General features: G+C 68.5%; 19 protein-coding genes. 4 read left to right on the forward strand and 15 right to left on the reverse strand.

The genetic code is table 11. From position 1 onward, the window contains the following. The 7 genes from ACRDPN_RS00255 to ACRDPN_RS00285 form a co-directional block, all read right to left on the reverse strand. Nucleotides 1-1575, reverse strand: a complete 1575-nt coding sequence (locus ACRDPN_RS00255) for an ABC transporter permease (RefSeq protein ID WP_431445305.1) — start codon at nucleotides 1573-1575, stop codon at nucleotides 1-3. After that, complete coding sequence (locus ACRDPN_RS00260; protein WP_431445306.1) at nucleotides 1572-2486, reverse strand: ATP-binding cassette domain-containing protein; 915 nt, start codon at nucleotides 2484-2486, stop codon at nucleotides 1572-1574. Before ACRDPN_RS00260 ends, ACRDPN_RS00255 begins: the two co-directional genes overlap by 4 nt. Nucleotides 2487-2519: 33 nt before the next feature. Continuing rightward, nucleotides 2520-2780 (reverse strand): DUF2516 family protein, encoded by a 261-nt coding sequence (locus tag ACRDPN_RS00265; RefSeq protein ID WP_431445307.1) that lies wholly within the window; start codon nucleotides 2778-2780, stop codon nucleotides 2520-2522. An 80-nt stretch (nucleotides 2781-2860) separates the two neighbouring features. Then, nucleotides 2861-3385 carry a hypothetical protein gene (locus ACRDPN_RS00270; protein ID WP_431445308.1) on the reverse strand — a complete coding sequence of 175 codons (525 nt, stop codon included), beginning with the start codon at nucleotides 3383-3385 and terminating at the stop codon, nucleotides 2861-2863. Next, a complete protein-coding gene (locus ACRDPN_RS00275) occupies nucleotides 3382-3792 on the reverse strand; it encodes a helix-turn-helix domain-containing protein (protein ID WP_431445309.1) in 411 nt (136 codons plus the stop codon). The genes ACRDPN_RS00270 and ACRDPN_RS00275 overlap by 4 nt, the downstream gene beginning before the upstream one ends. Nucleotides 3793-3873: 81 nt before the next feature. Then, nucleotides 3874-4803: an asparaginase gene (locus ACRDPN_RS00280; protein WP_431445310.1), complete on the reverse strand. Its 930-nt coding sequence runs from the start codon at nucleotides 4801-4803 to the stop codon at nucleotides 3874-3876. 5 nt (nucleotides 4804-4808) lie between these two features. Further along, nucleotides 4809-5987, reverse strand: a complete 1179-nt coding sequence (locus tag ACRDPN_RS00285) for an MFS transporter (RefSeq protein ID WP_431445311.1) — start codon at nucleotides 5985-5987, stop codon at nucleotides 4809-4811. A gap of 123 nt (nucleotides 5988-6110) precedes the next feature. Between ACRDPN_RS00285 and ACRDPN_RS00290 the strand changes: the two genes are divergently transcribed. Continuing rightward, nucleotides 6111-7175 carry a mannose-1-phosphate guanylyltransferase gene (locus tag ACRDPN_RS00290; RefSeq protein ID WP_431445325.1) on the forward strand — a complete coding sequence of 355 codons (1065 nt, stop codon included), beginning with the start codon at nucleotides 6111-6113 and terminating at the stop codon, nucleotides 7173-7175. Here the strand turns inward: ACRDPN_RS00290 and ACRDPN_RS00295 are convergent. From ACRDPN_RS00295 to ACRDPN_RS00320, 6 genes are all read right to left on the reverse strand, one after another. Then, complete coding sequence (locus ACRDPN_RS00295; RefSeq protein ID WP_431445312.1) at nucleotides 7172-7804, reverse strand: PepSY domain-containing protein; 633 nt, start codon at nucleotides 7802-7804, stop codon at nucleotides 7172-7174. The genes ACRDPN_RS00290 and ACRDPN_RS00295 overlap by 4 nt on opposite strands. Nucleotides 7805-7893: 89 nt before the next feature. Then, nucleotides 7894-9063, reverse strand: coding sequence for a mannose-6-phosphate isomerase, class I (manA, locus tag ACRDPN_RS00300; RefSeq protein ID WP_431445313.1), 1170 nt, complete (start codon nucleotides 9061-9063; stop codon nucleotides 7894-7896). 48 nt (nucleotides 9064-9111) lie between these two features. Beyond that, nucleotides 9112-10794: a DEAD/DEAH box helicase gene (locus ACRDPN_RS00305; protein WP_431445314.1), complete on the reverse strand. Its 1683-nt coding sequence runs from the start codon at nucleotides 10792-10794 to the stop codon at nucleotides 9112-9114. A 59-nt stretch (nucleotides 10795-10853) separates the two neighbouring features. Further along, nucleotides 10854-11405: a hypothetical protein gene (locus ACRDPN_RS00310; protein WP_431445316.1), complete on the reverse strand. Its 552-nt coding sequence runs from the start codon at nucleotides 11403-11405 to the stop codon at nucleotides 10854-10856. Next, nucleotides 11402-12364 (reverse strand): YgfZ/GcvT domain-containing protein, encoded by a 963-nt coding sequence (locus tag ACRDPN_RS00315; protein ID WP_431445317.1) that lies wholly within the window; start codon nucleotides 12362-12364, stop codon nucleotides 11402-11404. The genes ACRDPN_RS00310 and ACRDPN_RS00315 overlap by 4 nt, the downstream gene beginning before the upstream one ends. Continuing rightward, on the reverse strand, nucleotides 12357-12869 hold the full coding sequence (locus ACRDPN_RS00320) for an FABP family protein (RefSeq protein ID WP_431445318.1): 513 nt from the start codon (nucleotides 12867-12869) through the stop codon (nucleotides 12357-12359). Before ACRDPN_RS00320 ends, ACRDPN_RS00315 begins: the two co-directional genes overlap by 8 nt. A gap of 44 nt (nucleotides 12870-12913) precedes the next feature. On the opposite strand from ACRDPN_RS00320, the gene dtd reads away from it, so the two are divergent. Both dtd and ACRDPN_RS00330 read left to right on the forward strand, forming a co-directional pair. After that, nucleotides 12914-13336 carry a D-aminoacyl-tRNA deacylase gene (gene dtd, locus ACRDPN_RS00325; protein WP_431445319.1) on the forward strand — a complete coding sequence of 141 codons (423 nt, stop codon included), beginning with the start codon at nucleotides 12914-12916 and terminating at the stop codon, nucleotides 13334-13336. Nucleotides 13337-13453: 117 nt separating this feature from the next. After that, nucleotides 13454-14569: an LCP family protein gene (locus ACRDPN_RS00330; protein WP_431445321.1), complete on the forward strand. Its 1116-nt coding sequence runs from the start codon at nucleotides 13454-13456 to the stop codon at nucleotides 14567-14569. 67 nt (nucleotides 14570-14636) lie between these two features. Here the strand turns inward: ACRDPN_RS00330 and ACRDPN_RS00335 are convergent, their stop codons facing one another. Next, the gene (locus ACRDPN_RS00335) at nucleotides 14637-15572 is read right to left on the reverse strand and encodes a sulfite exporter TauE/SafE family protein (protein WP_431445322.1); all 936 of its coding nucleotides are present in this window, start codon (nucleotides 15570-15572) and stop codon (nucleotides 14637-14639) included. Continuing rightward, on the reverse strand, nucleotides 15569-16855 hold the full coding sequence (gene cysC, locus ACRDPN_RS00340) for an adenylyl-sulfate kinase (protein WP_431445323.1): 1287 nt from the start codon (nucleotides 16853-16855) through the stop codon (nucleotides 15569-15571). The genes ACRDPN_RS00335 and cysC overlap by 4 nt, the downstream gene beginning before the upstream one ends. Nucleotides 16856-16979: 124 nt before the next feature. Here cysC and cysD point away from each other — a divergent pair. Next, nucleotides 16980-17818, forward strand: an 839-nt coding sequence (cysD, locus tag ACRDPN_RS00345; RefSeq protein ID WP_431445324.1) for a sulfate adenylyltransferase subunit CysD, incomplete at its 3' end; no start/stop codon positions are given.

The raw sequence follows: 17818 nt of genomic DNA on the forward strand, positions 1-17818 counted from the left end.
CTATGTGGTGATCACGTCGCGGCGGCGGAAAGCGGCCTGACCGACGACGCTCAGCACGAGCGCCACGAGCGCGACCACCAGAACCGGCAGCCAGCGCACGTCCTCAGCTGGCGCGAGGGCGAGGTGGCTGAACGGCGAGACGTCCACCACCGCGGCCGGGAAACGCAGCAGCTCGCCGAAGAACATGACGACGACGCAGAAGGCCAGGCCGACCCAGGCCAGGTAGGCCACCCGCGGCACGACGCCGTGCAGCAGCCTGGCCAGCGCACCAAGCAGAAGCATCGGCGCGAGGTACGGCAACATCGCACCGAGGTATCGCCACACGGCATCGGCATCGCCAGTGACCATCGCGAACCCGAGTCCGAGTCCGGCGCCGCCCGCCACCAGCACGGCGATAGTGCCGAGCACCGTCATCGCCACGTGCCCCAGCAGCCAGGTACGACGCGACAGGGCGGTCGCGAGCAGGGCCTCGACGCGCGCGGCTTCCTCCTCGCCGAGCGGTCGCAGCGCCGACGAGATCGTGAAACCGGACGCGATCAGCGCGATCATCAGGATCGCGAAGGCGTAGAACGAGTCCGTGATGCTGGTTCCGGCCCCCAGGATCGCCTCGGAGAACTCCGAGCTGCCCATCAGGTCCTCGACGTCGTCGCCGATGGAGCCATAGCTGATGCCCAGCAGCAGGATCCCGGTCGTCCAGCCGATGATCGATCCCCGCTGCAGCCGCCACGCCAGGCCAAGGGTGCCGAGCAGTGGCCGGCCGGCGCGGCCGGGTCCGGGCCGCGACGGCCACAGGCCGGCCCCGATGTCACGGTGGGCGAAGAGCGCCAGCGCCGCGCCGACGAGCGCGATCGTCGCGAGGACGGGCAGCAGCGCGGGCCACCACCGCTCGCCGGAGAACGGGTGCATGGCCTGACCCCACCCAATCGGCGAGAGCCACGAGAGGCCGTTCTCCGCCACATCCCCGACGGCCCGCAGCGCGTAGCTCACCGCGATGACGGCGCCGGCGATGCCGTACATCGCCCGGACGCCGTCGGTGAGCTGGGCCGCCACCAGGGCGACGCCGGTGAACGTGAGCCCGGTCAGGGTGAGCGCGACGCCGATCGACAGGCAGCCCTCCACGTCGAGCCCGTATGACAGCAGGCTCACCGTGATGAGGCCACCCATCGCGACGTTCGCGAGTGTGGCCACGACGAACGCCGCGACGATCGGCGCGTGGCGTCCGACCGCGGCCGACCGCACGAGCTCGTCACGGCCCGACTCTTCCTCAGCCCTGGTGTGCCGTCCGATGATGAACATGCTCATCAGGCCCGCGACGATCGCGCCGATGGCCATCGCCTGCCATGCGACCTGCCCTCCGATCGTGTTGAGCGCGCGGGCCGGACCGGTCATCGCGATGAAGGCGACGTTCTGCTCCATGCTCGTTGCGGCCCGGTCGAACTCCGCCTGACTCGTGTAGGTGGCGTCGACGCTCGGCGCCTGGCTGTAGTAGAGCAGCGTGCCGCCGGCGATCCACCAGAACATCATCCATCGGTCGCGTCGCAAGAACGTCCGGATGAAGATGCCGGTGCCGGTCATGCCGATGCTTCGGCAGGCTCGGCGGTGACGTCGTCGCCGTAGTGGCGCAGGAACAGCTCCTCGAGCGTCGGGGGCTGGCTGGTCAGGCTGCGGACGCCGAGACGTCCGAGCGCATCCAGCGTCGTGCCGAGGTTGTCGGTGTCCACCTCGAACCGGACACGCTGGCCCTCGATGACGAGGTCGTGCACACCGGTGAGTCCGTCCATGCCGGTCACCGGCGCCGAGACCTCCGCCGCGACGGAGGTACGGGTGAGGTGACGCAGGTCGGCGAGCGTGCCCGTCTCGACGGTGCGGCCGGCCCGGATGATGCTCACCCGATCACAGAGGCGCTCCACCTCGGCCAGGATGTGGCTGCTCAGCAGCACCGAGCGCCCATCGTCCTTGAAGTCGTCGATGCACGCGGTGAAGACGGCCTCCATCAACGGGTCGAGACCGGACGTCGGCTCGTCCAGCAAAAGCAGCTCGACGTCCGACGCCAGCGCGGCGACGAGGGCGACCTTCTGGCGGTTGCCCTTGGAGTAGGCGCGGCCCTTCTTGGTGGGATCCAGCTCGAACCGCTCGATCAGGTCGGCGCGTCGGCGCTCATCCAGGCCGCCGCGCAACCGCCCGAGCAGGTCAATGACCTCGCCACCAGTCAGCGTCGGCCACAGGTTCACGTCGCCGGGGACGTACGCCAGGCGACGGTGCAGATCGGCCGCGTCGCGCCAGGGATCACCACCGAACAGGTGGACGTCGCCGGCGTCGGCGCGCAGCAGACCGAGCAGCACGCGGATGGTGGTGGACTTGCCGGCGCCGTTCGGCCCCAGGAAGCCGTGCACCTCGCCGGTCGTGACCGTGAGGTCGAGTCCGTCGAGCGCCTTCGTGGAACCAAAAGACTTGTGCAGCCCTTGGATGTCGATGACGTCACTCATGTCCTCGACGGTAGCGCCGCGCAACGGCAGGCGTCAGGAGCTTCCGCGGAGCAGAGCGAGGTAGACCAGCGCGGCCACGGTGCCGATGAGATTGAGGATGCTGAGCGGGCTCCAGGTGAGGGCGTGAACGGCGACCGTCAGCCCCAGGATGATGAGCCAGCTGCGGCGAGGCATCGTGCCCACCTGCATGAACTTCGAGTCATCCCTGGCGACGCAGTCGACGAGAGCGACGAGCTTGACCCCGAACAGCACGATCGACAGGACGAGCGAGAGGGAGCTCTGGACCTCGAACACCCGTGCAGGCTACACGCACGACAGCGGGCCCCTCCTCGTCGGAGGGACCCGCTGTGCTGTGCAGAAGAAGGAGCTGAAGATCAGGGCTTCTTGGCGGCCGTCTTCTTGGCCGGAGCCTTCTTGGCAGCCGTCTTCTTCGCGGGAGCCTTCTTGGCAGCCGTCTTCTTGGCCGGAGCCTTCTTCGCGGGAGCCTTCTTGGCAGCCGACTTCTTCGCCGGGGCCTTCTTGGTCACGCGCGAGACGGTGGCACGAGCCTCACCGATGACGTCCTCGGCGCGCTTCTGGACGTCGCCACGGACACTATCGGCGCGCTTGCGCACGTCCTTGAGGTTCTTGCGCGCGTCCTTGCGGAGGGTCTCGACGACCTTCTCGGCGCGGTTCTGGACCTTGTCCAGCTTGAGCTCCTTGGCGGAGTCAACGAGCTCCTCGGCCAGCTTGATGAGCTCGTCGTAGGACTCCTTCGCGGTCGAGCGGGAGCGCTCGACGGCGCCGGTGGCCTGCGAACGCAAGTCGTCGACGTCGAGGTGCTTGACGGCGTCGGCGAGGTTCTTGACCTCCTCGCGCAGCTGCTTCACCTGGTTGTTGATCTGATCGGCAATGGTCATGCTTCCTCCTGGTTGGCTTCGGTGACCACTTCGGCAAGTTCTTCGTCGCGTACGACATCGGTGCCGACGAACGAGCGATAGATGTCGAGCAGCGCCGTCTTCTGTCGCTCGGTCAGCTGGGGATCGAGGGCGATGGCGTTCTCGACCATGCGCGACCCGCTCTCGTCGAGATCGAGGATCCCGGCTCTGACGTACAGCGACTCGGCCGAGATCTGCAGCGCCTTGGCAATCTGCTGCAGCACCTCTGCCGACGGACGACGCAGCCCTCGCTCGATCTGACTGAGATACGGATTGGAGACTTCCGACTTCTCGGCCAGCTGTCGCAACGACATCTGCGCTTGGCGTCGCTGAGTTCGGAGGTACTCGCCGAGTCCCTCGACGGTCTTTCCCACAGTCAGCTTCGCCATAACCCCAGTTTGCTTGCAAGAGCAAGCAAATGCAAGCAAGACAGGCGAGACATGAGTCACAGAACTGCTTGTCACTGCAGGTCAGAAGGCCGGACGCACCTCACCCACCTGCTTGCCCCCACCCAGCACAGCAGGGCGCTCGTGCAGCAGAGCCGCATCCAGGCCGGCGATCTCCAGGACGCGGTGCATCGCGACGAACAGTGGCCGCCATCCGCCGTCCTCGATCTTGACGGCGCATCCCGAGCCGTCGGGCAGACCGGCCACGAGCACGCTCTCGGCTCCCGACTTGGCGACCAGGCCGGGGATCGCCCGCATGAGGCGCAGGTCGTCGCGGCGCGTGCCGCTGACGTACTCGGGGTGGGCGAGCATCGCGTCGACCAGTCGACGCTCGTCGGATCCGTCCGGAGCAACCACGACCCGCGCGATCGCCATCGCCAGGCGGCGCAGTGTCGTGGCCAGCAGCGGAGCCCCACAGCCATCGACGCCCACGGCCTCCGGCGCCGCTCCGGTGAGCCGGGCGAACGTCTCCGTGATCGTCTGCTGAAGCGGATGGTCGGGCTCGAGGTAGGAGTCCGTCGGCCAGTCGTTCACCACGGACGTCAGCAACATCGCCGCGTGCTTGCCGGAGCAGTCCATCAGGATGGGCGCGCGTCCGCCGCCGGCGCGCAGTACGGCGGCATGCTCCTTCGGGTCGAGCGGGTACGACGGTGGCGTCTGGAGAGCGGACTCGTCGAGCCCGGAACGCGCGAGGATGTCCCGCACGGCGTCGAGGTGGAAGGGCTCACCCGAGTGGCTTGCCGCGGCGAGAGCCAGCTCTGGTCCGTTCAACGGGAGGCCGGCCGCCATCATCCCCAGTGCCTGGAACGGCTTGTTCGCCGACCGGGGGAAGATGACGGTGTCGGGAACGCCCGTCGACCACATCACCTCACCGTCCGCGTCGACGCGCACGGCGACCCCTCGATGACGGCTCTCGACGAACCCCGACCTCACCACTTCGACCAGAACGTCCATGGCGGTCAGCCTAGGTCGGCGCGCCGGCCACCTCGCGTGAGGGACGCGGTCCAGACGGCGCCCACCAGTGCAAGGGCGGCGCCGGTGCCGAGGGCCCACGAGATCCCGTGCGCGTCGGCGACGAGTCCGAGCGCGATCGGCCCGAATCCGAGCCCGAGGTCGATGAACGCGCTGGCCGTGCCCGCAGCAGCGCCACGCTCCGAGGACCTCGCCGTGGCGAAGATCGCGCTGAAAAACGCCGGGGTCGCGAACGAGACCCCGACCGCGAACACGACCACGCCGACCATCAGGCCCACCGGCGCCTGCCAGGTCGCCGCCACCATGAGCCCCACACCGATCGTCACCAGGGAGGCGGAGGCGAGCGGCAGCGACGGGAGCCGGTCGGGCAGCTTGGCGAACACCACCCGGCATACGACCACGACGGATCCGTAGACGAACATCGCCAGGCTCGTGTTGGTCATCCCGACCTCGGCGGAGTACAGCGAGGCGAACGCCAGGAAGCCACCCATCGCGGCGAGCGCGGCGAAGAACCCGATCGAGACCGGGATGCCCGGGCGGTGGATGAGGGCACCGTGCCCGTCGCCGTCCGGGTCGCGCTCGGGCTCGGCGATGCCCAGCGCGACCACGGCGGCGACGACGGCCAGCCCCATGGCTCCGAACCACGCCGCATCGAAGCCCCACCGCTCGAGCAACATCTCGCCGAGCGGTGGCCCGAGGGCGAAGCCGAGGTAGAGGCCGAGTGAGTTGTAGCTCAGGGCCTCACCGACCCGCGACGGCGGCGCGATGTCGGCCAACAGCGCAAAACCCGCGACGAAGAACGCGGCCTCGGCGACTCCCTGCAGGAGACGGATCGCGAAGACGGCCGCGAGGGAGTCGACGAACGGGAACAGACCCATGCCGACAGCCGCCAGGACGGCGCCGAACAGCATCAGCGGGAGACGTCCGCGGGTGTCCGAGAGACGTCCGGCGAAGGGGCGGCAGATCAGCGCCGTGACACCGAAGGCGCCGAAGGCGAGGCCGGCGCCGGCCTCGTCGGAGCCGATCGGCCCGGTCGTGAACAGCGGGAGCGTGTGGATCGCGACCCCGACGGACGTGAAGTACGCCAGCTCGGCGACGCCCAGCAGCACGAACGGGAGAGTCAGGAGACGCTCCGATGGTGTTGCCCCCGGAGAATTCACTGACATGGGACGACCGTAGACCCTGGTGGAGAGGCGTCTCATACCTCCAGCGGACGGAAGTCGGCGTGGCTACGATGACAAGATGCGCCGAGCGGCGCCGGTGGAGAGGGAGCACGACACGTGAGCAGCATGGAGTCCTTCCACGCCGTCATCCCGGCCGGTGGCGCAGGCACCCGGCTATGGCCCCTGTCGCGGGCCTCGCGGCCGAAGTTCCTGCTCGACCTGACCGGGTCCGGCCGCAGCCTCCTGCAGGAAACCTGGGACCGACTCCGCACGCTTGTGCCCGCCGACCACATCCACGTCGTCACCGGACCCACCCACGCGCCGCTCGTGCGGGAGCAGCTCCCAGAGCTCACCGGCCTGCTCGTCGAACCGGCTCCACGCGACAGCATGCCCGCGATCGGCCTCGCGGCCGCTGTCCTCGGTCGGCGACACGAGGAAGCGATCATCGGCTCGTTCGCCGCCGACCACGTCATCGACGACGTTGCAGAGTTCGGCGCCGCGGTGCAAGCTGCTGTCGCCGTCGCCGAAACGGGTCTCCTCGCCACCATCGGCATCGAGCCGCGCAACCCGTCGACCGCGTTCGGCTACATCGAGTCCGGTGAGCGGCTGGACGTTGACGATGCGCCGTCGGCCCGCGCCGTCACCCAGTTCGTCGAGAAGCCCGACGAACCCACCGCCACCCACTACATGCGGAGCGGGTCGTTCAGCTGGAACGCCGGGATGTTCGTGGCTCGCACCGACATCCTCCTCGGCCACCTCGCGCGGCTCCAACCCCACCTGGCCGCCGGGCTCGACCACATCGCGCTCGCGTGGGACAGCCCCGACCGACAGGCCGAGCTCGAAAGCACCTGGCCCAGCCTCACCCCGATCGCCATCGATCACGCCATCGCCGAACCGGTCTCGCTCGAGGGTGGCGTCGCCGTCGTGCCCGGCGCATTCGGCTGGGACGACATCGGCGACTTCGCGGCACTGCACGCGCTCGGCCAGACGTCATCGCCCGACGTCGTCTGGGTCGACGCCGACGGCTTCGCACGGACCGAGGACGGCACCACCATCGCCGTCGTCGGTATCCGTGACGCCGTCGTGGTCCGAACCGAGGATGCGCTGCTCGTCACCACGATGGAGCACGCGCAGCGGGTCAAGGACGTGCCGGCGGAGCTCCGGCGCGAGGGTCGCGACGATCTCGTCTAGTCGTCGTCGTCGGCGTCCGCGTCCTTCTCGATGACGTCTCCGGACTTGGCAGCGATCGTGACTTTGTACCTCATGCCGTCGGCCCCGTAGAGATCGCCTTCCCAGACCGTGAACCGGTGGTCATCGAAGGTGCCGAGATTGAGCTCCGTCAGTCTGGCCTCCGGGACGGCGTCACGGATGGCCCTCGCCGCCTTCTTGTAGCCCAAGTCGGACTCAGAGATGAGCGCTCGATTCTCGGCCATGTCCTCGAAGTCGTCGAACTTCTTCGTGGGACCGTCGATCAGCGAGCCATCGGACATCGAGATCAGCATCTCGTGCTCGGTCCCGTTTCTCTTCACGACCGTCGCCTCCCAGACCGTGCGCCCCGGCTCGGTCTCGATCACGAGCAGCGAGCTGCCCTTGACCGCCTTCACGGCCACCGCGGCGGCCTCCCTCAGGCTCAGGGACGAGACGTTCTGGACCAATGGCGCGGAGTCCACTGGCGCGTCGGGCTCGGCTGCCATATACGTCGGTGGGTACGTCTGGGCCACGGCATCGTCGTCACCACTACCGCAGGACGCGAGCACCAGGGCCAGGCAGGCGGTCGACACGAGGATGCGGACCAATCGGCCCGCTCGGGAGTTGGTCATGATGCGCTCCGGTTTCCGAGATGCGGTCCCCCGGTGCCCGAACCCTAGCGGCGCCTCGGCGGTGATGTCCTCGGATCGGACCAAGTCGGTCAGCGCGGATCGGGCGCCTCGAACGTGGGCCGGTAGGCCTGCGCCAGCTCGCCGGTGCCGATGGCTCGGAGGCTCCCGTCGCCGGCATCGGCGTACGCCGACTCCCCTCGCCGCAGCACCAGTCGTTCGCCCTGCTCGTTGACCAGCTCGATCTCGCCGCCCGTGCACACGATGAGGCACTGCGGGGCTACCGGCAGGCTGGCCCCTTCCGGCTCTGCGTGGGAGCACTGGGTGATCGCGAGCGCGAACTCGTCGACCGCCGGGTTGAAGACGTCCGTGGAGAACCCGACCTGCTCCGGCGTCACGCGCGCGAAGCGGGACATGCCTGCGTCGAGGCAGCTCACGAGGCCGACCGGGTCGAGGTGCTTGGAGGTCAGACCGGCCCGCAGCACATTGTCCGACGACGCCATCACCTCCAGGCACATCCCCTTGAGGTGGGCGTGGATGGTGCCGGCGCCGAGGAAGGCGGCCTCACCGGGCTGCAGCGTGAGTCGGTTGAGCAGGAGAGAGATGACCACGCCGACGTCACCGGGATGGTGATCGGCGATCTCGACGGCCGTCACGTAGGCGCGCCGGATGTCGATGCCCTGGCCGGCGAGGTCGCGGCACGCGGCGACGATGCGATCGATCTCGGCGACGTCCGGCTTCTCCTCGAGCAGCATCTCGACGAGGCGCACGATGCCGCTGAACCCGGGGCGGGCGTTCAGGTGATCGGTCAGTGACCGCGCGAGCGGCGACTCGATGCCGCTGAGGACTCGGAGGATCTCAGCCGTCGGACGGAAACCGACGAGCGCGTCGAACGTGCTGAGCGCGTAGACCATCTCGGGCTTGTGATGAGCATCCCGATAGACACGATGGGGTGCGTCCAGTGGGACACCGGCTCGTTCCTCGCGCTCGAACCCGGCTGCGGCCTGCTGCGCGTTCGGGTGCACCTGGATCGACAACGGCCGGCTGGCGGCCAGCAGCTTGAGCATGAAGGGCATCTCGCCGGCGACGGACGCGAGGGACACCTCACCCTCATCTGAGCTGAAGGTGGACATCCCGAGGGGGTGGGTACCGAACCACACCTCGGCGACGGGTGCGCCGTCAGCGGACTCGCGCAGGAACCGGGGGATGTCTTCTGACGACCCCCAGTCGTAGTCGCGGGACGTGTTGTTCAGGCGCCGCATGGTCCCTCAGCATATGGCCGGTGATCGCGGTCGAGCCGGCTGACCATTTCAGTGCTGCGACTTGCGGCGCGGCTTGCGCGGTGCTCCCTTCGCCTTGCCGCTCTTCGGACGAGGCGGGCCGCTGTCAGGACGGATGTCGATGCGCTTGCCGGAGATGCGGGTGCTGGCCAGGGCGTCCAGGACGGCGTCCGGCACATCGACCGGCAGCTCGACGATCGAGTGCTCCACCCCGATGGTGATCTTGCCGAAGTCGGACCGGCGCAGACCACCCTCGTTGGCCAGGGCCCCGACGATCGACGACGGGCCGATCTTGTGCCGCTTGCCGACCGCGATCCGGTAGGGCACAAACCCGTCGGACGTCGCGCGCACGGACTTCCCAGCCCGCGGTGGTCTCTCTCTTGGAGGCGCCTTCGGGGCGTCCGGGCTCAGGAAGAACTGCTTGTCGGCCGCGCTCATCACTGCCAGGGCTGCGGCGACGTCGGGCATGGCGACGTCGTGGTCACTCGCGTAGCCCTCGACGAGCTGACGGAACGTGTGGAACTGCGCCGAGCCCATGCTGTCGGTGATCGTCTGGGCGAAGCGCGCGGCGCGGCGGGCGTTGACCTCTTCGACGCTCGGGATGCTCATCTCCTCCACCGGCCGGCCGGAGACCTTCTCGATCGCCGACAGCAGTCGCCGTTCGCGCGGTGTGACGAACAGGATCGCCTCACCGGTTCGCCCGGCGCGGCCGGTGCGGCCGACGCGGTGGACGTAGGCCTCGGGGTCGTGCGGGATGTCGTAGTTGACCACGTGGGAGATCCGCTCGACGTCGAGGCCTCGAGCGGCGACGTCGGTGGCGACCAGGAGGTCGAGTGCTCCGGACCGCAGGGCGCCGATGGTGCGCTCGCGCTGGGCCTGCACGAGGTCGCCGTTGATCGCCGACGCGGCGAAGCCACGCGAGCGGAGCTTCTCCGCGAGTTCCTCGGTGGCCCTCTTGGTGCGGACGAAGACGATCATCCCGGCGCCGGACTCGACCTCGAGGATGCGCGTCAGGGCGTCGAGCTTGGCGTGGTGCGCCACCTGGATCCAGCGCTGGCGCACGGTCGCGGTCGACGTGGTGGCCGCCGGCGTCGCGATGTCGACCGGGTCGTGCAGGTAGCGCTTTGCGAGTGCACGGATCTGGCGCGGCATCGTGGCCGAGAACAGTGCCACCTGCTTGTACTCCGGAGTGTCGGCGAGGATCCGTTCGACGTCCTCGGCAAAGCCCATCGCGAGCATCTCGTCGGCCTCGTCGAGCACCAGGTACTCCAGGGAGGACAGGTCGAGACTGCCGCGGTCGAGATGGTCCATGACGCGTCCGGGTGTGCCGACGACTACGTGTGCACCGCGCTCGAGACCGGAGAGCTGGGCTCCGTACCCCTGTCCTCCGTAGACGGGCAGCACCCGGATTCCGGGGATGCGTGCCGAGTAGGACGTGATGGCCTCGCAGACCTGCAGCGCGAGCTCACGCGTCGGTGCCAGCACGAGAGCTTGGGTGTGCTTTCGGGCCGGGTCGAGCCGCTGCAGGATGGGCAACGCGAACGCCGCGGTCTTGCCGGTTCCGGTCTGGGCGAGGCCCACGACGTCGCGTCCGTCGAGCAGGGCCGGAACGGCACTCGCCTGGATGGGCGTGGGGGTCTCGTAGCCGAGATCGTCGAGCACGTCGACGATCGCCGGAACGAGCCCGAGGTCGGCGAAGGTCGGAGCAGTCACGCAGCCAGTCTTCCGTACCTCGGTTGGACCGCCCGGTGGCCCCGTGCTCAGGCGTGCCTTCATCGCTGGCCGATCGGATGTCCTCGACTCAGATCGGTGAGGCGATCGACGACGACGTCGACGGCGTCGGCGATCTCGTCAGCGACGAGACGGTGTACCTCGGGCTCGCGCCGGTAGGGGTCGGGCACGTCGACGTCCGTGGGCGCGGTGCTGCGGCGGCGGGATGCGTCCGCCACGAGGTCATTCAGTGACTCGGCTTCGGAGCTGGCGGCCAATGCAGCGAACTCGCGCAAGGTGAACGTCTTGCGCAGAGCCTTCGGAGACATCGCGAGCACCGCGGCGCGATGCTCGCGAGCGGCTGTCAGCAGCAGGTCGGCCTGCTCGACGTGATGGAGTTCGAGCATGCGCGAAAGATGGTTGGTCGGCTGGTGTCCGAGACGGGCGATCTCGAGCACGACCATGCTGTCGATTGGAGCGGCGTCCCAGCCGCGTACGCCGGCGGAGGCGATCTCGAACCGTCGCGGGTCGAGCTGGTCGTAAAGGAGGATCTCCATCAGCGGTGATCGGCAGATGTTGGCGGTGCAGATCGTGAGGATCGTGAACCGCCTCACGGTGTGCCGCCCAGCACGGGGCGCACGTGGAGTCCGGCCTCGGGATCGACCACGAGCTCCTGATTGGCCGAAACACCATCGGCGAGCAGCGTCGCGTCCGGATCGGTGTTGCGTTTGACCAGCGCGAGGGCCATCGGGCCGAGCTCGTGGTGACGGGCGGACGAGCCGACGAAACCGACGCGAGTCTCTCCCGCCATCACGTCCGAGCCGTGAGCCGGCAGGTGGTCGACCGACCCGTCGAGGTGCAGGAGCACGAGCCGACGGGGCGGACGTCCGAGGGTGTGGACGCGGGCGACGGTTTCCTGACCGCGGTAGCAACCCTTCTCCAGGTGAACGGCCAGCCCGAGCAGACCGACCTCGTTCGGGATCGCGCGGTCGTCGGTGTCGACGCCGACGCGGCAGGTTCCGCTGGCGATGCGCAAGGCCTCCCAGGCCCACATGCCCACAGGCGCGCCGAGCTCGTCAGGGAGTGACGACAGCGAGGCGCGAGGGCGCAGCTCCCAGCGCAAGCCCGCATCGCCGACACCGATGACCGCGTGCTCGTCGCTCACCTCGGCGATGTCGACCCGTGTCATGAACTTCATGCTCTCGAGGAACTCGACCAAGGCCGGGGTCGCACCTGGCTCGGTGTGGGCCAGGAAGGTCTCGCCGTCGTCGACGCCGGCGAAGGAGTGTTCAATGCGGCCCTGGGGCGACAGCAGCAGGACGTCGGTGTACTCCCCCACAGGGAGGTGCTCGAGATGCTGGGTGGTCAGTGCGTGCAGCCAGGTGAGCCGGTCGGGTCCGCTGATGCTGACGACGTCGCGGTGCGAGAGGTCGACGAAACCCTCCCCGGCGACGAGGCGACGTTGTTCCGCGGAGATCGCGCCGTAGTGTGCGGCCACACCTGCGTCGGGCGGGTCGGCCTCGACCGCTCCGCCGAGCTCGAGGAGCGGACTGCGGTATCCCGGCTCAGGCACGTTCGAGCCTTCCCCACAGGTGCGACTGCATCTCCTCGCCCTGGGCGGCCATGTCGAAGGCGTACATGAGGTCGCCGTCGACCAGTCCGTACATCCGCTGTCCAGCGGTGTACTCCTTGGCAGTGACGGTGCGCGCGACGACGTCGGTGGAGAGCGTCAGACGGGGGCCGTCGAGCTGTCCGTACCAGATCTCCGCGAACCCGGTGGGGTGGGCGAGCACCAGCTCGACCGCGCCCTCTTTCTTGTCGGCAGAGTTGCCGGCAGCCCGGAGGAATCCGGTCTCGAGCGCGCCCGGTCGAAGTCGTTCACCAGCGTCATCAGTGATCCAGGCGCGGCTGAAGTAGTGCAGGAATGGCCGTCCGTCGTGGGCGAAGGCGACCTCCTGCTCGTAGGCGAACGGGTCGATCGTGGGGTAGTCGCCACGACCGTTGCCGTGCCATGTGCCCAGCAGCCACGCCGACGCCACGAGGTCGGGGTGGAGATCGGACGGGATCTCGAACGCCATGGACTCAATCCTATCGACCGCGCCATGGCCAATAGGCTGGGCGGATGAGGGCTGTCGTGCAGCGGGTGTCGCAGGCGAGCGTCACCGCGGACGGCGATCTCACCGGCGAGATCGGTGCCGGTCTGGTCGTGCTGCTCGGCGTGACTCACGACGACACCGCGGACACGGCGCGGCGGCTGGCCGCCAAGATCCACACCCTGCGCGTCCTGCGTGACGAGCAGTCGGTAGCCGACGCAGGAGCGGGCATGCTCGTCGTCAGCCAGTTCACGCTGTACGGAGACGCTCGCAAGGGACGCCGACCGACGTGGAACGCGGCCGCGCCAGGAGACGTTGCGGAGCCTCTCTACGACGTTTTCTGCGACACGCTGCGTGAGCTCGGGGTCTCGGTCGTCGAGGGTGTCTTCGGCGCACACATGGAGATCGCGCTGACGAACGACGGCCCGACGACGCTCATCGTCGATCTCTGACAGAATTTTCAGGATCGACCCCTAGGGTCGGGACGGCATCATGGACGAGTTGTGCCCCCACGAACGCACACATCCGCACACATCCGCACACGACACGAGACCTGAGAACGGAGCACGATGGGCGACGGCGACCCCGGCAAGCGCTACCGCGACGCCGGCAAGCGTCGTGCCGGAGGCCTGCCGTTCCACCGTCGCCATCGAAAAGTCATCGCCGGGCTGGTCGCCGCGGTCGTGCTGGTCCTCGGTGCCGGAGCGTCGTACGGCTACCTGCTGAACTCCAAGTTCAACAACATCGCCAAGGTCGATACGAGCTCGCTCACCAATCGCCCCGACCCCGACAAGGGCGAGGCGCTGAACATCATGCTGCTCGGCTCCGACAAGGGAAAGGCCGTTCCGGGGGTTTCCGCCGACTCCACCCTTGAGGAAGATGCCCGAGCCGCGAAGTGGCCGAGCGGCAAGTACCGCAGCGACACCTTGATGATCGTCCACATCTCCGCGGACCGAAAGCACGTCTACCTCGTGTCCATCCCCCGCGACACCTACACCACCATCTACGACTCCAAGGGCACCGCGACCCGGGAGGAGAAGGTCAACGCCGCCTTCTCGTTCTACGGTCCCACCGGCACGATCTCGACGGTCGAGCACCTCACCAACGTCCGGATGCGCCACCTTGCCATCATCGACTGGGCCGGATTCAAGGACCTCTCCCACGCTGTCGGCGGCGTACCGGTCTACATCCCGCGGCCCTTTTTCGACCCCAGCCAGAAGATCCAGTGGGAGGCCGGCCAGCAGAACCTGGAAGGCAAGAAGGCCCTCGCCTACGTGCGCACGCGCTACGGCCTTCTGCGCGGCGACTTCGACCGGATCGCCCGTCAGCAGAACTTCCTGCGCGCGATGATGAAGAAGATGCTCGCCAAGGGCACCACGCGCAATCCGGCCAAGCTCGTCGCCACCCTGTCCGCGCTCACCGAGAACCTCACCGTCGACGCCGAGTGGAACTCCGGTGACATGCGGGGACTCGCGCTGTCGCTGCGCGGGACGAAGGCCAAGGACGTGACCTTCATGACCGCGCCGGTCGCCGGCACCGAGACCGTCCCCGGACTCGGCAGCGTCGTCCGGCTGGACGAGCTCAAGTCCAAGGAGCTCTTCACCGCGATGAAGAAGGACAGAATGCAGTCCTACATCAAGAAGTACCCCCACGAGGTGCTCAAGTCGGACAAGGAGATCAGTTAGACGCGGCCTAAAGCGACGCCCGCCCGGGCTCAGTCGCAGGCGCTGGGGTCGCCAAGATCCTCCGGCGTCACGCTCCCGGATCTCCGTCCAGAGGGCGATCTTTCCGCCCCTCGGCGCTGACGGCGAGCCTGGTGCGGAGCATCCGCCACACCAGCGGGGCCACCACCAAGCCCACTGCGGCGGCCAGTGCGACGCCCCACGGCGGCACCTTCAGCATCGACAGGCCGGTCAGGAAGAGCACCAGAACAATGCCGCGCCGGACGATCGACTGCGACACCCGATTGGCCAGCCGTGCCCCGAGGAAGGTGCCGGGCGTGCCACCGACGACAAGCGGAATCAGCACCGCCGGGTCGATGCCGGTGACGATGACGTGGCTGATCGCGGCAGCGGTCACGAGCGGTACCGCCTGCACGAGGTCGGTGCCGACGAGCCGGACGCCAGCCAGCGCTGGGTACAGGACCAGCAGGACCACCATGATGACGCTGCCCGACCCGACCGAGGTGATGCCGACCAGCAGACCGCCGAACGCGCCGACCAGGAGGGTCGGCAGCGGCCGCACGGTCGGCTCGGCGCTCACGACCGTCTGACCCAGAGCCTTGCGCCGCATCTCGACGTACAGGCGCAGCGCGTAGGTGCAGGCCGCGATCAGGAGGGTGATGCCGATTGCCACCTTGAGGAACGCGTCCCGCTCCTCACCTTCGCCGGCAGCCTGGACGATGAACGCACCGGCGAACGCCGTGGGCAGCGATCCGGCGATCAGCCAGGTGGCGATGCCGCGATGGGGTGAGCCCTCCCGCCAGTGCACGGCGGCGCCAGTTGACTTGTTGACGGCGGCCGCCACCAGGTCGTTCGCGACGGCAGACGTGGGCGGTACGCCGAGGAAGATGAGGGCCGGCGTCATCAGGGCGCCACCGCCCATGCCGGTGAGACCGATGACGATCCCGATGGCGAAGCTGGTGACCAGCAGCGCGGCGATGTCTGGGCTCAAGATGTCGGGGGTCATGTGGCCCCGAGGGTGACCGCGTCGCGCTCTGCGACGGGGAGCCAGCCACGGCCGACGAGGAACGCGAGGATCTCGCTGAGCACGTCGTCGATGGAGCGGTTGGTGGTGTCGATGGCGAGATCTGCGTCGACGGGCACCTCGTACGGCGACGAGATGCCGGTGAACTGCTCGATCTCGCCGCGGCGGGCCTTCGCGTACAGACCCTTGCGGTCACGACGCTCGCACTCCTCGAGTGGCGTGGCGACGTGGACGAGCACGAACGCGGCGCCGACCTCGTCAGCCATCGAGCGCGCCGCCTTGCGGGTGTGGTCGAAGGGCGCGATGGGGCTGCAGATGGCCAGACCGCCGTGGCGGGCGATCTCGGCGGCCACCCAGCCGATGCGCTCGATGTTCGCCTCACGGTCCTCGCGGGAGAAGCTGAGCCCTCGCGAGAGGTTGCGGCGGACGATGTCACCGTCGAGCAGGGAAACGGACCGGCCGCCGGTCTCGAGGAGCCAGTTGCTGAGCGCCTGCGCCAAGGTCGACTTGCCGCTGCCGGACAGGCCGGTGAAGAACACGACGAGGCCCTGGTCGAGCCCGAGCGGACGGTCGTCGGCGACCACAGCCTCGACGGCGTCGGTCAACGGGCCGTCGCCGACCGGCCAGTAGACGTCGCCCGGTGCGTAGGCCGCCACCACCTGCCGGCGGAACGCGAGGTCGTGGCTCTCGCTCTCTCGAACGGCCGCGGGCACGGCGATGATGTTGGAGTCGGGGAAGCCCTTCGCTGCGGCGACGGTCGCACGGATGAGGCCGTGCGGCGAGAGTCCGCGTGGCGACCCGGCGCCGGCAAGAACGAGGAAGAGCACCGGACGGTCGCCGGCCTCTCGTTGAAGCGCGGCGAGGTCGCTCGCCGTGAGCGGCGCATCGACCGGGACTGTGATCGTGGACGCCGTCAGACGGGTGCGCGATGCTGACGGCGGAACGTACAGGCGGCCGAACGCTCGCCGGATGTGACCGGGCAGCGAGCCCACCTCGCCGACGATGCCGGTGAGGCCGGGACCGGCCGGATAGGTGTCGTCGACCGAGACCGTGGCCAGCGGGACCCCCTCAGGGTCGGTGATCTCCAGCCCGCCGCGCTCTCGAGCCCACTCCACGAGGGTCTCGGGCACCGACAGCGTGACCTCGCCGTCAGCACCCTCGAAGCCCTCCAGCGGGCTCAGCACACCCATCCGCAGCAGCTCGACGTCATCGAGCTCACGCGGCGTCGGCGTGTACTGCGGACGTGAGCGGTCGGATTCAGGCACGAGGGTCATTGTGCCATTCGCACCGGTGCCCTCGACGCTCTCCCACCTGCACGCGAGACCGTCGGAAGTCTCAACAGACGGAGCGGTGATGAGCCGCAACCCGGGAGATGGCACCCTTGTTCGCATGCAGACGCACGTCGACTACCGCCTGAGCCAGCTAGACGAGCTGGAGTCCGAGTCGATCCACATCTTCCGTGAGGTCGCCGCCGAGCTCGAGAAGCCGGTGCTCATGTTCTCCGGCGGCAAGGACTCCATCACGATGATGCGTCTGGCCGAGAAGGCGTTCTACCCCGCCAAGCTGCCGTTCCCGGTGCTCCAGGTCGACACCGGCTACGACTTCCCCGAGGTGCTGCAGACCCGCGACGAGTGGGTCGACCGCCTCGGCGTCCGCCTCATCGTCGCCTCGGTCGAGGAGGCGATCGCCGACGGCATCGTGGTCGACGACGGCAAGACGTCGCGCAACCGTCTGCAGATCGGCACCCTGCTGCACGCGATCGAGGAGGGCGGATTCACCGCGGCGTTCGGTGGCGGTCGTCGCGACGAGGAGAAGGCCCGCGCCAAGGAGCGCGTCTACTCGCACCGCGACGAGTTCGGCCAGTGGGACCCCAAGAACCAGCGCCCGGAGCTGTGGAGCCTCTACAACGGCAAGCTGCACAGCGGCGAGCACATGCGCATCTTCCCGCTCTCGAACTGGACCGAGCTCGACATCTGGCACTACATCGGCCGCGAGCAGATCGAGATCCCCTCGATCTACTTCTCTCACCAGCGCCGCGTCTTCGAGCGCGACGGCATGCTGCTCACCGAGTCCGAGTTCAACCCGTGCAAGGGCAACGAGACGGCCGAGGAGCGCACCGTTCGCTTCCGCACGGTCGGTGACCTGACGCTGACCGGCTGCGTGGAGTCCGAGGCCTCCACCGTCGAGGAGATCATCGAGGAGATCGCGATCGCCAAGGTCACCGAGCG

The sequence above is a fragment of the Aeromicrobium sp. genome (assembly GCF_050700635.1).
Classification (GTDB): domain Bacteria; phylum Actinomycetota; class Actinomycetes; order Propionibacteriales; family Nocardioidaceae; genus Aeromicrobium.